The 15,480-nt window shown below is 57.2% G+C and carries 14 protein-coding genes and 1 pseudogene; 4 read left to right on the forward strand and 11 right to left on the reverse strand.

From position 1 onward, the window contains the following. Positions 1-5: 5 nt before the first annotated feature. The 3 genes from RT91_RS04960 to RT91_RS04970 all read right to left on the reverse strand — a co-directional run bounded on the left by RT91_RS04960 (position 6) and on the right by RT91_RS04970 (position 3,987). The gene (locus tag RT91_RS04960) at positions 6-1,259 is read right to left on the reverse strand and encodes a sarcosine oxidase subunit beta family protein (RefSeq protein WP_035185976.1); all 1,254 of its coding nucleotides are present in this window, start codon (positions 1,257-1,259) and stop codon (positions 6-8) included. A gap of 70 nt (positions 1,260-1,329) precedes the next feature. Continuing rightward, a complete protein-coding gene (gene glyA, locus RT91_RS04965) occupies positions 1,330-2,631 on the reverse strand; it encodes a serine hydroxymethyltransferase (RefSeq protein WP_035185978.1) in 1,302 nt (433 codons plus the stop codon). A 108-nt stretch (positions 2,632-2,739) separates the two neighbouring features. Continuing rightward, entirely contained in the window at positions 2,740-3,987 is a 1,248-nt protein-coding gene (locus tag RT91_RS04970; protein ID WP_240314198.1) for an aminopeptidase P family protein, read from the reverse strand. Between the two features lie 394 nt (positions 3,988-4,381). Between RT91_RS04970 and RT91_RS22990 the strand changes: the two genes are divergently transcribed. Together RT91_RS22990 and RT91_RS22995 are read left to right on the forward strand one after the other, a co-directional pair. Further along, on the forward strand, positions 4,382-4,744 hold the full coding sequence (locus RT91_RS22990; RefSeq protein WP_160321843.1) for an ISAs1 family transposase: 363 nt from the start codon (positions 4,382-4,384) through the stop codon (positions 4,742-4,744). A gap of 17 nt (positions 4,745-4,761) precedes the next feature. Continuing rightward, positions 4,762-5,259: an ISAs1 family transposase gene (locus tag RT91_RS22995; RefSeq protein WP_408735331.1), complete on the forward strand. Its 498-nt coding sequence runs from the start codon at positions 4,762-4,764 to the stop codon at positions 5,257-5,259. Here the strand turns inward: RT91_RS22995 and RT91_RS04985 are convergent. From RT91_RS04985 to RT91_RS05010, 7 genes are all read right to left on the reverse strand, one after another. Beyond that, positions 5,243-5,572: an ATP-binding protein gene (locus RT91_RS04985; protein WP_275470327.1), complete on the reverse strand. Its 330-nt coding sequence runs from the start codon at positions 5,570-5,572 to the stop codon at positions 5,243-5,245. The two genes, RT91_RS22995 and RT91_RS04985, sit on opposite strands and share 17 nt — an antisense overlap. Then, on the reverse strand, positions 5,569-7,044 hold the full coding sequence (gene istA, locus RT91_RS04990; protein WP_035185980.1) for an IS21 family transposase: 1,476 nt from the start codon (positions 7,042-7,044) through the stop codon (positions 5,569-5,571). The genes RT91_RS04985 and istA overlap by 4 nt, the downstream gene beginning before the upstream one ends. A 138-nt stretch (positions 7,045-7,182) precedes the next feature. Then, positions 7,183-7,623, reverse strand: a complete 441-nt coding sequence (locus tag RT91_RS04995; protein WP_055726006.1) for a hypothetical protein — start codon at positions 7,621-7,623, stop codon at positions 7,183-7,185. Between the two features lie 71 nt (positions 7,624-7,694). Further along, on the reverse strand, positions 7,695-8,189 hold the full coding sequence (locus tag RT91_RS05000) for a helix-turn-helix domain-containing protein (protein WP_240314199.1): 495 nt from the start codon (positions 8,187-8,189) through the stop codon (positions 7,695-7,697). Positions 8,190-8,327: 138 nt separating this feature from the next. Continuing rightward, entirely contained in the window at positions 8,328-9,530 is a 1,203-nt protein-coding gene (locus tag RT91_RS21355) for an outer membrane beta-barrel protein (protein ID WP_152982792.1), read from the reverse strand. A 103-nt stretch (positions 9,531-9,633) separates the two neighbouring features. Then, the gene (locus tag RT91_RS20290) at positions 9,634-11,070 is read right to left on the reverse strand and encodes a cytosine permease (RefSeq protein WP_082468541.1); all 1,437 of its coding nucleotides are present in this window, start codon (positions 11,068-11,070) and stop codon (positions 9,634-9,636) included. Positions 11,071-11,096: 26 nt separating this feature from the next. Beyond that, a complete protein-coding gene (locus RT91_RS05010; RefSeq protein WP_055726007.1) occupies positions 11,097-11,894 on the reverse strand; it encodes a creatininase in 798 nt (265 codons plus the stop codon). A 635-nt stretch (positions 11,895-12,529) separates the two neighbouring features. On the opposite strand from RT91_RS05010, the gene RT91_RS20295 reads away from it, so the two are divergent. Beyond that, positions 12,530-13,405: a LysR substrate-binding domain-containing protein gene (locus RT91_RS20295; protein WP_082468542.1), complete on the forward strand. Its 876-nt coding sequence runs from the start codon at positions 12,530-12,532 to the stop codon at positions 13,403-13,405. Between the two features lie 41 nt (positions 13,406-13,446). On the opposite strand, the pseudogene RT91_RS20300 reads toward RT91_RS20295, so the two are convergent. Then, positions 13,447-13,782 (reverse strand): annotated as a pseudogene (locus tag RT91_RS20300) (IS5/IS1182 family transposase); the annotation flags it as partial. A 412-nt stretch (positions 13,783-14,194) separates the two neighbouring features. On the opposite strand from RT91_RS20300, the gene RT91_RS05025 reads away from it, so the two are divergent. After that, entirely contained in the window at positions 14,195-15,211 is a 1,017-nt protein-coding gene (locus RT91_RS05025) for an IS110 family transposase (protein ID WP_035185989.1), read from the forward strand. The last annotated feature ends 269 nt before the right edge of the window (positions 15,212-15,480 follow it).

A 15,480-nucleotide genomic window follows, 5' to 3' on the forward strand; every position in this document is an offset into this window, starting at 1 on the left:
GTCCTTCAATGGGCGACCGCGGCGGCGGCGGCTTCGTCTATCAGCCGGCCGGCGCCAAAGCGCTCGAGATTGAATGGGGCGTTGATCGGGTGCGGCTCGTCCTTGGCGATGGTGTAGGCGAGCAGATCCGCCGAGCCTGGGGTGGCCTTGAAGCCTCCCGTGCCCCAACCGCAATTCACATACAGGCCTGGCACCGGGGTCTTGCCCAAAATCGGCGAGCGGTCCGGCGTGACATCGACGATGCCACCCCAGTTGCGCATCATCCGCATACGGCGGAAGATCGGGAACAGTTCGCAGATCGCCTCCAGCGTGTGCATCGGAATATGCAGTGCGCCGCGCTGGCTATAGGAGACATAGGAATCCGTACCCGCGCCGATCACCAGCTCGCCCTTGTCCGACTGACTGATATAGGCGTGGATGGTGTTGGACATCACCACGCAGGGGAAGACCGGCTTCACCGGCTCCGACACCAGCGCCTGCAGCGGATAGCTCTCCAGCGGCATGCGCAGCCCGGCCATCTCCATCACCAACGAGGTGCTGCCCGCGGCGCTGACGCCGATCTTGCCCGCGCCGATGCGCCCGCGCGTGGTTTGCACACCCGTAACGCGGCCGGTGGCGTCGCGCTCAATGCCGATGACCTCGCAATTCTGGACGATGTCGACCCCCAGCGCGTCGGCGCCGCGGGCGTAACCCCAGGCCACGGCATCGTGACGGGCCGTGCCCGCCCGGCGCTGCAGCGCCGCGCCGGTGACGGCATGGCGCATGCCGGGTGCGATGTTCAGCGGCGGGCAGAAGGCTTTGGCCTGTTCCGGCGTCAGCCATTCATTGTCAACGCCGTTCAGGCGGTTGGCATAAACGTGGCGCTTAAAGCTCTGCTCGTCGTGTACGTTATGCGCCACCATCAGCACGCCGCGCTGCGAGAACATGACGTTGTAGTTGAGGTCCTGCGACAGGCCCTCCCACATCTGCAGCGCGTGATCGTAGAGCGCGGCGCTCTCGTCGAACAGATAGTTCGAGCGGATGATGGTGGTGTTGCGGCCGGTATTGCCGCCACCGATCCAGCCCTTCTCCAGCACCGCGACATTGCGGATGCCATGCTTCTTGGCCAGGTAATAGGCGGCGCCGAGGCCGTGACCACCACCACCGATGATGATCACGTCGTAAGACGATTTGGGTTCGGGATCGCGCCATTGAGGCTTCCAGCCTTTATGGCCGTTCAGCGACTGCTTGATCAGCGCGAGAGCGGAGTAGCGTTGCATGAGATGATGACGCCTTAAGCTTCGGGTTGATTTGTGTTGGTTTTGGAAATCCCGCTGCCGCAGGGGTCTCTCAGCTGAGCGACGGATAAAGCGGGAAGGCTTCACACAGCGTGTTGACCTTCTGCCGCACCTCCGCGGTTACGGCATCCTCGGCAGGCTTGCCGATGACGTCGAGCATTTCCACGATCAGGTCCGCGACCTGCACGAACTCAGCGGTGCCGAAGCCGCGTGTGGTGCAGGCCGGCGTGCCCAGGCGGATGCCGGACGTGATCATCGGCTTCTCCGGATCGAACGGGATGCTGTTCTTGTTGCAGGTGATGCCAGCGCGGTCGAGCGCCTGCTCCGTCGCCTTGCCGGTCAGCCCCTTGGGCCGCAAATCCACGAGCACGAGATGCGTGTCGGTGCCGCCGGAGACGATGCCGCAGCCATTGCCGGCTAGACGGTCGGCCAGCACGGCGGCATTGGCGACCACTGCCTGCGCGTAGGTCTTGAATTTGGGGCTCAGCGCCTCGCCAAAGGCCACCGCCTTGGCTGCGATCACGTGTTCCAACGGGCCGCCCTGCAGGCCAGGGAACACCGCCGAGTTGAACTTCTTGGCCAGCGCCTCGTCGTTGGTGAGGATGAGGCCGCCGCGGGGGCCGCGCAATGTTTTATGCGTGGTGCTGGTGGCCACATGCGCGTGCGGGAACGGACTGGGATGCACACGCGCCGCCACCAGGCCAGCGATATGGGCGATATCGACCATCAGATACGCGCCAACCTCATCAGCAATAGCCCGGAAGCGGGCGAAATCGATGACGCGGGGAATGGCTGAGCCACCGGCAATGATCAGCTTCGGGCGGTGCTCACGCGCCAGCGCCGCCACCTGGTCGTAGTCGATGGTCTGGGTTTCGGGGTTCACGCCATATTGCACGGCATGCAGCCATTTGCCAGAAAGCGTGGGCGCGGCGCCATGGGTGAGATGGCCGCCATGGGCGAGGCTCATGCCCATGATGGTATCGCCCGGCTGGAGCAGCGCGAACAGCACCGCGCCATTGGCCTGGGCGCCTGAATGCGGCTGAACATTGGCGAAGCCGCAGCCAAAAAGCTGCCTGGCGCGGTCGATGGCCAACTGCTCGACGACATCGGCATATTCGCAGCCGCCATAATAGCGCTTGCCGGGATAGCCCTCGGCGTATTTGTTGGTGAGTACACTGCCCTGGGCCTGCAACACCGCCCGCGAGACGATGTTTTCGCTGGCGATCAGTTCAAGCCCGTGACGTTGGCGGTTGAGCTCATGGACCAGCGCGCGGGTAATCTCGGCATCGGTTTGCGCGAGGTCAAGATCGAAGAACGACCTCACGTCCTGATAGCTAGCAGCTTGCGCCGACATAATTTCCTCTCTGGTGGTCACTAGCACATCCCCTTCCCGCCGATGTTTGTTTGATTTCAAAAAAATGCCGGTGGCGCGGGCGGAATTTCCCGCGCCACACGGCGGAGGTCACCTCACGATGAGATGCTCGGGGCCATAGGGGAACCCGGTGATGTTGCGGTTGCCCTCTTCGGTGATGACGAGGATGTCGTGCTCGCGGTAGCCGCCGGCGCCCGCCATGCCTTCGGGGATGGTGATCATCGGCTCCATGGAGACGACCATGCCGGGCTCGAGCACGGTCTCGCAATCCTCGCGCAGCTCGAGCGCGCCTTCGCGGCCGTAATAATGGCAGAGTACGCCGAACGAATGACCATAGCCGAAGGAGCGGTATTGCAGCAGCCCTTCGGCCGCATACATCTCGTTAAGCTCACGCGCGACTTGCGCGCAGCTATTGCCGGGAACCAGAAGTTGCTTGCCGCGGTCGTGAACCTTGCAGTTGAACTCCCACAGGTGGAGATTTTCATCGGTCGCGGTCTCGGCGAACAGCGTGCGCTCGAGCGCGACATAATAACCAGCCACCATGGGGAAGCAGTTGAGGCTGAGAATGTCGCCGCGCTCGATTTTGCGGCTGGTGACGGGGTTGTGCGCGCCATCGGTGTTGATGCCGGACTGGAACCAGGTCCAGGTGTCGAGCAGTTCGCCGTGCGGCCAGGTCTTAGCGATTTCGCGCACCATGGTGGCGGTCGAGTGCAGCGCCACCTCGTGTTCGGGCACGCCGACCTTGGCGGCTTCGACGCAGGCCGCGCCGCCGATGTCGGCGATCCTAGTCATTTTCGTGATATGATCGATCTCTTCGGGGGATTTGATCATGCGCAGGCGCTGGGCGGGATAGGCGATATCGATGAACTCGATGCCAGGAAATTCGGATTTCAGGAGATTAAGCGTGTCGATATTGATATGATCGAACTCGATGCCGAGGCGCTTGACGCCGTTCACAAGCTGGCGGACAGCGTGGAAGTAATTGTCTTTCTGCCAGTCGGTGTAGGTGACATTGCCGCCAAAAGTACGGCGCCAAGGCTGGCCACCATCAATGCCGGCCGAAATACTGGTCGATTGATTGTGGTCAACCAGAAGGCCGTAGCGGCGACCAAAATAACAATATAAGAAATCAGAATAATAGCAGATATTGTGATATGATGTGAATAATGCTGCGTCGATTTGAATCGCCGCCATATGAGTGCGGATGGCGGCCAGACGCCTAGTCATTTCCTCAGCGGAGAAAGTCGGCTGCACCTTTTGACCATTATTCACAAAACTTTGTAGCCGATCTCGTTCAATATCTAAACTTTTTATACTTTCCATGTTCGTTTTCTCCATTAAAAATTTTCATCTTCGGCGTCGTGCCTGATTATAAATGATCCATCAAAAAGCTACGGTCAAATGATATATTCTCATTTTGTCGTTGAATTTCTCTCAACTTATTGACGTTTCGGCAGTATTGTTCCACGTTAGCGGTAGCCAATCATATTGGATCATATCCGGCTGCGACGAACATGTTTTGGTATCCTGCGGGTGTGATGAGGTCGACGAGTCGTCCAATTGCGGCCGATTATGTTGTAAACGGAAGTTTTTACTTCAGAATGACCTGAACATGGCGGATTGCCTCGCGTAGCGCTGTTTTTCTGTATTTTGTTTGTGTCCATACATGGGGCTTGCGGCGCGACTGGGTCTGTGATTATGGGACATCCTCCAGGGGCTCGACCCGGGCGCGGTGGAGGCCGCATTCCGACGCCACGCGGCACTGCTGCAGGCGGCCAGGACCAAGCCCGGCACGGCCAGCATTGCGCTCGACGGCAAGACCCTGCGCGGCAGTTTCGACAGGTTCCATGACCGCACCGCGGCTCATGTGCTCAGCGCCTTCGCCACCGACACCAAGCTGGTGCTCGCTCATGTCGAGATCGGCGAGAAATCCAGCGAAATCCCCGCCGCCCAGGCGCTGCTCGCCGAACTGGGCATCGCCAAGGACACAATCGTCACCCTGGATGCCCTGCACTGCCAAAAAAAGCCTTCAACGTCGCCCAGGCGGGCAACATCAACCTCATCGTCCAGGTCAAGGACAATCAACCGACGCTGAAGCAGGCGATCCACCATATCGCCACATCGAGCGCCCCATACGACGTCTTCCAGACCCGCGACCGCGGCCGCAATCGTGACGAAACCCGCACCGTCTCCGTCTTCGATCCCGCCAGCGCGCTCGCCGGCACCGAATGGCTTCCCCTTGTCGCCGCCATCATTCAGGTCGAGCGCGCAATCGCCACCCGCAATCCCGAAACCGGCCTGCTCAAGCTGACACACGACATTGCCTTCTACGTCGCCAACACATCGCTCACCGCCGCCATCGCCGCCAAGGCCATCCGCGCACATTGGGGCATCGAAAATTCCTCCCACTATGTCCGAGACGTCACCTTCGCCGAGGATCGATCCCGGATCCGAACCAACCCTGGCGTCATCGCCCGATTGCGCAGCTTCGCCTTCAACATCCTCATGAACAGCAAAGCCACCGCCAGCACCCTCAGCCAAGACCGCTACCGCGCAGCTCTCGCCGGACTCAAACACCTCCTCGCACTCATTACTATCCCAAAGCGTTGAACAGCCCTGAGGCATTGCCGGAGGCGAGAGCGGTGATGTGGGCCTTGCTGATGACCGGCACGGCGTTGAAGTCGAAATTGTCGAGTGTTTTGCCGATCGGCAGATGAGCTTCGAGGAGATGGCGTTCGAGGCGGCGCCGATCGCGGTCGGCCAGTTCGTGTTCGGCGAGCGCTGCCAGGAAGCGTGCGGCAGGCCAGGCTTCCTTGTCGGCCTGGGCGGCGAGATCGGGCCAGAGATGCTTGATGCTGGGCAGGCGAAGTTCGTTGAGGAGAAAGGCGAGACGTGCGGCATCGGCGGCAGGAGCTTTGCTCATGCTGCATCTCCACGACTGATCGTACCGAGTTGGCTATAGAGATTGAGCGGCACCGACTGGATCGTGATTTTTGGAACTGCGGCACTGGTGGGACGGAAGCGCTCGCGCAAGGTGTCGAGATTTGGGAGCCGACCGGCATCGAGTTCAGCATCGAGGACTGCGGCGAGTTCGGCCTCGCACCCCGCCTCATGCGCGAGGGCGAGCAATTCGACGGTGATCTTGCAGGCGGTCTTGTCGGCACGACGCGCGGTCAGGGCCTGCCAGGCGCGGGCATAGGCGGGGCGGGGAAAGAGCTGATCGCGATAGACGAGGTTGCGCAGCGCCATGGGTTTGCGGCGCAGAGCATGGATCACATGGCGGTAGTCGATGACGTGACCATGCTTGCCGGTGGCATGATCGGCCCGGCCGCGCACCAGGTTGAGGACAGGACTGCCGCCAAGGAAACATTCGAGGCGATCGTCATAGAGCCGAATGCGCAGGCGTTGGCCGATCAGGCGGGCGGGCACCGAGTAGAAGACTTTCCGCAAGACGAAACCGCTGGAGGAAGTGACCTGCACCAGGGTCTCCTCGTAATCGACGGCTCGGGCCTCCGGCAGCGCCTGCAGGGCATTACGCTCGATCGCGATGAGCTTGCCGCGGCGGGCATTGTGGCGGGCGAAAATCTCGTCGATGAACCGGCGATAGGCTGGAAGATCCGTGAAGGCGGGACTACCGCGCAGCAGCAGCGCATCCTCGATTGCCTTCTTGGCATGGCCATGGGCGCTCTCGATCACGCCATTCTCATGGGCGATACCGGTATTGTTGCGCGTCGGTTCCATGCCGAAATGGGCGCAGAGTGCGGCATAGCGGGTCGTCAGATCGTCGATCGTGGCCCGGTCGAGATTGCGGAAGGCGGCGGACAGGCTGTCGGTGCGGTGCTTCAGCGGCGCGCCCCCCAGGGCGAAGAGCGCGTTCTGCAGCCCCTCGGCCAGTGCGGGATAGCTCTCCCCACCCAGGATGACATGGCCGTGCTCGAAGCCGGAATGGGCGAGCCGGAAATGATACAGGCGATGATCGAGGGGGTGGCCGGCGATGATCACGCCCAGCGGTGTCAGATCGGTGAAATCCGAGAGGCCGAGTTCGCCGGGCGGATGCACCTGGCGGAAGATAACATCTTGAGCTGGGCCGTGCAGGCCGCGCCAGAGCTTGATCCTGCGTTCAAGGGTACGCCGCACACCCACGCCGATCTCTGGATGCCGTCGCCCCAGCTCCTCCAGGATTGCCACGGCGCGCAACCCCGGCGCCGCCGCCAGCATCGGTACAATCTCGCTGTCCCAGACCGCGATAAGCGGGTCAGGCCGCCGGCGACCGCGGGGGGCCGCTGGTAATGGTGGGCGATCCGCCCCGGCTTCGAGACGATAGGCAGTGGCTGTGCTGAACCCCGCCTTGGCGGCAGCTTGCTGCGGGGCGTCCCCCTCGGTCCGAAATCTCATGAACAATCTCTTCTGCTGAACGGTGATCGGGCGACCAGGCAAGGCTGCGGCTCCATCGGTGGAGCCAACCCCTACCAGCCGGTCACGGTCAGCCAGACAGGACAAAACAACCCGCTCCGGGGCTGGGGCCTGCTCGGGCTACGCCCTCACAGCCCCCAGCCCCGGATTCTCACCCTGATTGTCGCGGATTCTCACGCTGATTGTCGCGCGGCAGCGTTCGACGGCAAAGCCGAACTGACGGCCTTTGAGGAGATGGTTCAGCACCTCGCCGATGCCGAGCCGGTCCCAGAGGCGGCCGAACAGCAGGGGGGCACCGATCCTGTGGGCGGCGATCCGGCCGGCATCGATATCGGAGAGGATGATGGAACGTTCGGCGTGCCGTGCGATGGAGGCGACGAGCCTGTCGAGTTCGCCGGATGCGGCGAGGACATCCTTGCGACCGAGGGGTTTGATGGTGCGCTGGCGGACGGATTTGCCCACGCGGACGCTTTCGACGAGGTAGAGATAGCTGTGGCCGCGGGCGACTCTCTCGACGACGAACATGCTGATGTTGTGACGGCAGAACCATGCCGAATTCAACAAAAAACCGCCATTCAGCCAAAAATGTTGTTACTACACATTTTTCGCGTCCAAATGTCGCCGATTATATATCAATGCCTTATATCCATTCGTTCCCCGTCCGTTCCCCACCCACTGTCCAACTCGGGCTTGAATGTCTCGCTTCGATGAGGCTGCAGAGAGAAGGCCCGCCAGATGCGATGCACGGTCGATGGTGCCAGTCCGGACGCCCGCGCCATCGACCGAGTGCTCCAGTGCGTCGCCGCCGCGGGCAGCTTCTCCAGCGTCGTCGTTATCACCTCGGCAATCTTGTCATCGCCGATCTTGCGCGGCGCGCCGGGGCGAGGTTCGTCGAGCAGGCCATCCAGACGCTTCGCGGCAAACCGCGTCCGCCAGGTCGCCACCGTTACCCGCGTGATCCGGAGTTTCTCGGCGATCCCGAGATTGCTCATGCCGTCGGCGGCCAGCAGTATAATCTCGGCGCGCATTGCGTCCCCGCGAGCGATTTTGCGCCGTCGGATGCGCGTCTGAAGTTCAATGCGCTCCTCGTCACTCAACTCGATCCGAACCGCCTGTCCCCACGCCATCCTGACACCCTCCGAGATCTTCGGCGATCAGAGAATCACCTTTAGGGGCTTATGGCTAGATATTTCAGAGACGGCACACTAGACCTTCCATTTCACCCCGCCATGCCGCTAGTTCTTGCACTTTTTGTTCGATCGGTATTAAAATAACAGGCCTGCTTCCAAAATGCCCGCAAACATGTCAGGCTTGTTGCCATTAATGCCGTAAGCGAAGCCCGAGAGGTAGCTTGACAGGTGAGAATAGGCAAACGTAGTGCGCACGAAGAGCTGCTTATATTGCCAGGTCGGCGTCAGCTGCAATCCGAGCATGGACGCGCCGGGGCCAATCGCCCCGGGTCCAGTCGCACCATATCCCATCCAGTTGCCGAAAGTGATGGCGTTGCCGATATTCTGCTTGTTGGTATTGGTGCTCACATAGCTCAGCTGGCTGCCCAGAGACCACAGCGTGTTGAACTGGTAATCGGCGGACACGGCGAAAGCGATGTTGTTGTAGGTTTTGACGTTGCCGACCCGCCCGCTCTTCGGCAGCCACTGATACTGGACGTAGGGAATGATGTTAAGTTTGCCGAACGTGGCGTTGAACCCACCGCCGATCATGTTGCTGTTGACCTCGGGAAATCCGTTGGTCACGTTGGTGAAATCGGTGGTGCCGAAAGTATTTGAGCCGTAAAGGTAGAGGTAATCGGTCGAATTCAGATTATACGTAAGCGCGCCTTGAAAATTATTGAAACGCTTTGAGAAATAACCATCGTCCAACTGCACAGTTAGAATTGCCGGACCATGGGTCAGAGTCGCCTCGACTCCCCGTTCGGACGTGATTTCCATATTAGCAAGCTGAGACAAAAAGAAATTAGAATTGTTCCAGTCCTGGCCGGATTCAAGCCCTTCGACTGTTGGGATGATGCCGGCGGAAATTGAGAAATCCGGGCTTGGAACCAATGTCACGTAGCCCTGCAGCACCGGCGTGCCTAGGAAGTTATAGGCGTTCTGGGGCGATCCAGTTGGATATTCGAAGGATTTCGAGCCGAGAATCGGAAATGTGTATTCCCCAGCCTCAAATGTAAACTGTACCAGCCCCGAGATTTTCTGAAGCGTGACCAAGGCATTGGTCAGACCGACCGAAACGTTCTGGGGATTCTGGTTGAACAGATTTCCAGCACCATTGTTGTAAAGCGTTCCGTATCCGTCAACTCCACCGCTGATGCTGTATTCGCCTAGTTGGCCGAAATTGTATTTGATCGGCGCCGGCCCGTTCACCGCGAATGCCAGTCGGGATGTAAGTGCTGAAAGCACCAGCCCGGAACACATCGTTGCCGTTATTTTTACGAACATAGTTTTCGTCATGGTCCACCTGTTGCCTCTCTGTTGCACATGTCTGGAACGCCCACTCCCTCCCGCGTCAAGGGTAACATTAGAATGAGGCGATCGCCGCTCCCTCGCACTGCGCTTATCCATGTGCCACAACAAACTCGCCAGATTTATAATGCGCTCTGGCCATCACCCAATAAATCAGGCCCGCCGAGATGATACCTGCCTCGAGGCTCAGATCCCCCCAGCCCAGAATGTGCGTCATTATAGGGCTAGCGAAAGTGGACGTATTCGAAAATATCAGCGAACAAATAATTCCCACCGTAAAAGCGATTACCCCGGGCCAGAATATACCGTTTTTATACCAATAACGTCCGCCCCGCCACGTCATCATATCGGCCGATAAATAACTACCATTACGCATAAAATAATCGACAACTACAACAGCAGCCCACGGACCTGTCCAGAAAACCATGTAATTCAGGAAATTCTGATAGGCATCAAAAAATGCGCTATAATAAACTATGATAATCCTTACACAGACCGTAAATAACGTAATAACGGCCAGCGAAGTCAAGCGGGTCATGGGTAGGCGCAGAGCCAGAAGGCCCAGACTGGCTGTGTAGCCATTTGGGACATTTGCTGCTATGCCACCAAAAATCACGGCAATTAAAAGCGGCACCATAAACCAGGTTGGAATAAAATGGCCTAGTTGGCTAACTGGGTCATTGCCAAGATTGCCGCCCACAGCAATGGCAAAAACTACACCTATGACTTCGCACAGTGCAAGAGAAACAAACTGCCCAAGCCCTGCCGCAAGCGCGATCTTTTTCCAGCTCAAAGACGGCGGGAAATATCGACTATAGTCCGAGGCGAAGTTCGTCCAGGCTATTGGGTAAGATGCGATAATTCCGATCGCAACCAGCCAGGAGCTGAACGAGCCCTGGTGTTGGTTGAAGGTTATTAATTGTTGTATTGATACATGCGGCGTTACAAAAAGGGCCAAGCCGCAGAACAACACTGCCAGCACCACGGCGATAAATCCTTCAGCAGCAATAATCGTTGCATGTCCATATACGGCCATGATAATTTCGGTCAACAGCACTAAACCAAGCGCAGTCCACACAGCGCTATGACTGGTATAACCTGCGATACTGAATAATTTTTGCAACGCATCCGTGGCTACAACTGACTGAATGGAGAACCAGCTCAAAGCCGAAATGACATTGGGGATTTTCGGCAGAATAGATCCCAACTGTCCAAAAGAAACACACGAAGTCATCATGCCAGAGGTGCCAGTTCGCGGCCCCTGGATCGAAGTGAGGCCCACCATAACGCAGCCAATCAGGTTCCCAACTATGATCGCCGTAATGGCCTGAACTAACGTCACGCCAACCGATAGCGCAAACGCGCCCGTGACAATAACCACATAGTTAACGTTGGCGCCGACCCATAATTTAAATAACTCAAATGGTGAACCATGCCGGTCATTGAGTGGTATCGGATCGATACCATGCTGTTCGATACTTCCAACTTTATCAGCTACGACGACAGCGTTGTCTGCAATTTCATTCATATTCTTCCCTCCATTTTTTAGTTATGTCAAAGAAATTTTTTCCACGTTTGCTGCCACGATGTCTCCTGCTTCAAGGTCGTGGATATGCCCGTCACAGTGACGTCAAAAAGGAGTTTTCCTTTTTCCGCGGTTGCGTTAGCCGGCGAGGACAGGCAACCGGAAGCCGGCGTCCATTCCGGGATCGGCGGGAACAGGGTATATGGCGGAAATGTCGCCGGCTTCTGAAGTGGTGCCTTCGACATATCAACCAGTTCGGGTTTCAGGTGTAACATTAGCGATGTTTCAAGAACGCCACCATGCTCGACATCCCAGCCGGCAAACTCTTCGGGGAACACTTTCTTAATCGTATCCTGCGTAACAAAATCCCAATATGAGAGAATAATTACCTGAAAATTATCGACGCCAGACCACTGCAATTCTTGGATTGCGAGTTCGATTCCTTCCGTCGCGAATGGCATATTTTCATAATGCCCGTTTATTACTGCGATACGCCGCACGCCGTGACGGCCAAATTCTTTGAGAACATCTTTGAGCGCGAGACTCAATGTATGACCGTCGAGGCTGGTGGTGCCGCACATGTGATTTCCACCGCCGCTTTTTTGCTGTGACTTCGCGCCATAGGCAAAGGCAGGCGCCACCAGAGCGCTGATATTTTGCGCCACTGCCGCCGAGATCCTGGTGGGGATAATAACGTCCGGATTCATCGACATATGCGGACCGTGCTGTTCCAACGAGCCCAGAGGTATCAAGATAGTCTGACGCTCATCTTCTACACGGGATCGGTACTCGGTCCATGCCAATTCATCAATCATCACGGATTTCATTTGACTATTTCCTTCCACTTGATTACGCCCCGCTGTCTTCGGACGATTATTCTTGTTTAGAAAACCCTATTTGAAAGACTTATAGTCAGTCTTTTTTCCGTCATAGGCATTAATTTCCACTCTATAATTTATTACTGGCAGCGTTAACAGTAAATGTTCCAATTTCATGAGCTTAAAGTTGCCACAAAAGAATGAAAAATTGCAAATTAGACAAATCCTAGGCTTTCCACGACATCATAGCCAACGAGCTGTGTTCCGTAGTACCACAGTTATCGCCAGAGTAGCTGGATGTAATGCGCTCTACATAACCTCGGGCAAATACACCTATCTTTTCGTCGAATGAGACCCACAAAGGAACTCCTCGCCCTTCATGCAAAACAGTTCTTTCCTCCTTCAGACATCTCTCTTTCCGCCCAAGCCTGGCAGATACTTTACGGGATATTTTGGTCATTCCTTGGCAGAACATCTCTCGAGCAATTCTATGCCTTTGTTCGATTAGGTCCCGTAGATATTCCCATGGACCACTGCATGTGTTAAGCTGAATTTCGTTCACCAAAGACACTTAGTCAAACGAGAAAATCTCATAATAAAGTGAGATTAATTCACCAAGTAGGAGGGGAGATAAATTGAGCTATATGCCGCTAAATGCTTTGAGGGTATTTGACGCGGTGTATCGTCACGGGACCTTTTATGGGGCGGCTCGTGAATTGAGCGTGACGCCTTCGGCAGTTAGCCATCAAATGCGGCATCTTGAGGAATGGCTGGGGACAAGTCTTTTTGGCCGGCGCGGAAAGCGGCTTGAATTTGACGCCAATGCCGTTTTGCTTGCCGGAGCTCTCCGTCTTGCTTTTTCGGACATTGAGCGGGTATGCGATGAGATCCGCAAAAGGAATAATAATTGGCAACTTACTATTGCAGTTATCCCCTCCGTTGCGGTTTGCTGGCTTATTCCCAGGCTTTCATTATTTCGAGACCTCCAAACCAAGATTGATCTTAAAATCATGTATGCCATTTTCGGCCATGAGATTAATTACGAAGATGTTGATATTGCCATTATCTACAGCAAGGAGAGACCTATTGTACCGAGAATGGAGACGATTCCGTTCTTGCCAGGTGCCATCGCTCCCGTTTGCAGTAAAAGCTTTTTCGAGAGCCGTCCCGGTCTCAATAACGCCGAGGAGATCGCCAAATGCAATTTATTGCACGACACGAATACGGCCGGTTGGCATGCTTGGTTGGGCGAGGCATACTCGACAATTAAAACCTCTCTCGCAGATATTGTATTCGAGGATTTTAACCTCCTCCGCGCCGCCGTGTTGGCTGGCCAGGGCATTGCACTCTGCCCCATGGCAATCATTCAGGACGATCTCGATGCGGGAAGGCTGGTTAAGTTGTCAACCCGGACTGTCAATCATGAATATAATTATTTTATTCTCCGCCGCGCAGCAAAGGAAAACGAGCCTGTTAGCATATTTTACCATTGGCTTATCGGAATGACAATTGAGACATAGCATTCGTATCGCATCTGCCCTGGTAGGTGGTCGCCTGCGAACTATGTGATCTGGCGGTGCGCGAAGCGGAGGCTTGGTGAGCGGTTTGGGGCAGAGAGCCATGCGACGAGGGCGCAAAGAAGCCTTATCAACCATCTGCGGAGGAAGCGGAGGTTGTGGCCGGCGCCGGCGAGGACGGCGTTGATGGCATCACCGTCGACGCCGAGCAGGAAGTTTCGCCCCAGATGGCCATCGGTCTTCATGTGGCCGATGACGGGCTCGATGGCGGCGCGGCGGCGCAACTCGCGGCGGATGGTGGGGGTGATGCCGCGTTTCTGGCGGGAGATGAAGATCCTTCCGCCCTCGGCTTCGACGCCGTGGCCGCGGTAGGCAATGTCTTCAAGGCCGCCGGCATCGCGCTGCCCCACAACATCAGCGAACACCCCGCAAACTGAAGCCGCAGCCGCGCGCCGCCTCCCCAACACTCCGAAAATGTAACATCCGCACGCGGCAAATAAACTATTGATATCGCACGTCTTTGTAAAACCTACTGTCCAAGTGGGGTCAAGGAGAGCCGGAGGGCCGGAGAACGGCTGCGCCCTCACGCAAGCTCTGGACCGCCCTGGCCAAGCTCGGCGCCTATCTCCATGGCTGGCGCATACCGGCGCCGTCCCCCCACTAGAGCGGTAGCCGAACCATCTGAATCGCTGGGGTACCGGAAGCGGTTGAAATCTGTTGGGGTGGACGGCCCAACGGCATCCAATGTGCCAATATAGGGTCGAACAACGAACCTAATGAAAGGGCCGCCCAATGGAATTTAAGCGGATTTCTATAGACACGTCCAAGCATGTTTTTACGATCCATGGGTTCGATGACCAGGAGCGCCCGTTACTGCGGCGCGAGATCAGGCGGGCTCAGGTTGAACCGTTCTTCGTCAAATTGGCTCCGACGGAGGTGGTTCTTGAAGCTTGCGCAGGCTCGCACCACTGGGGGCGGGTGTTGGGCGGTATGGGCCACCGGGTCAGGTTGATCCCACCGCAATATGTGAAGCCCTTCGTGAAGCGGAGTAAAAATGATCGCAACGACGCAGAAGCGATCAGTGAGGCAGCATCCCGCCCGACCATGCGCACGGTTCCGGTCAAATCGGTGGATGAGCAAGCGGCAGCAATCATCGTGAAGCACCGGGAACTCTTGGTGAATCAACGAACCCAGGCGATCAACGCGTTGCGGGGGCACGCGGCGGAATTTGGCATCGTTGCCGCCAAGGGCTGCGCGAACGTCTCAGCATTGCTTGTTCTCCTGTCTGCCGAGGAAGCGATTCCAGCAATTGCAAAGGCGATGTTTGAGCAAATGGGTCAGCATGTGACGGATCTCGATGCAAAGATCGACGCACTGGAGAGACAGCTGCTCGAACAGCACAAGGCCAACGCGGTCAGCAAGCTCCTCGCCGCGATTCCCGGCGTTGGGGCAATCACCGCGATCACCATGGCGCTCAATGTGAACCCTGCGAATTTTGAGACCGGGCGGCATTTTGCAGCGTGGCTCGGGCTGACTCCGCGAGAGCATTCCACCGGCGGCAAGCATCGTATGGGAAAGATAAGTAAGGCAGGCAATGAGAGGTTGCGGCAGTTGCTCGTGGTCGGGGCGATGGCGGTGATCCGCTTCGCTAAACCAGGCAGCAAATCAGCGACCGCTTGGCTGTTGCAATTGCTGGAGCGGAAGCCGCGCAAGGTCGCGGCGATCGCTCTGGCCAACAAGATGGCCCGGATCATCTGGGCCATGATGGCGCGTGGTGAAGCGTATCGGCGTCAGCCGGTAGCCGCCTGATCCGCGCGCCGGTGCCGAGGGTTTAGGGGCAAACAGGAGATGGTTATCGGTCGAACCGACGAGCAACAAAATCCGTCTGAATCTACGGCAGTTCCATGCCGCAATTTCTGTTTGGATGTTGCTCGCGGCACCCATCTGGGCCAGCGGTCAGACCACCGCGTCAAAGGCCGGACACATGACCGCATTCGAACCGATACCAAATTCTGCTTTAACGACTTGAACCCAACGGGCCGTCCACACATGATTCAGAATCCGTGCTGGTGAAGGAG

The organism is Acidiphilium sp. JA12-A1 (assembly GCF_000724705.2).
GTDB classification, from domain to species: domain Bacteria; phylum Pseudomonadota; class Alphaproteobacteria; order Acetobacterales; family Acetobacteraceae; genus Acidiphilium; species Acidiphilium multivorum.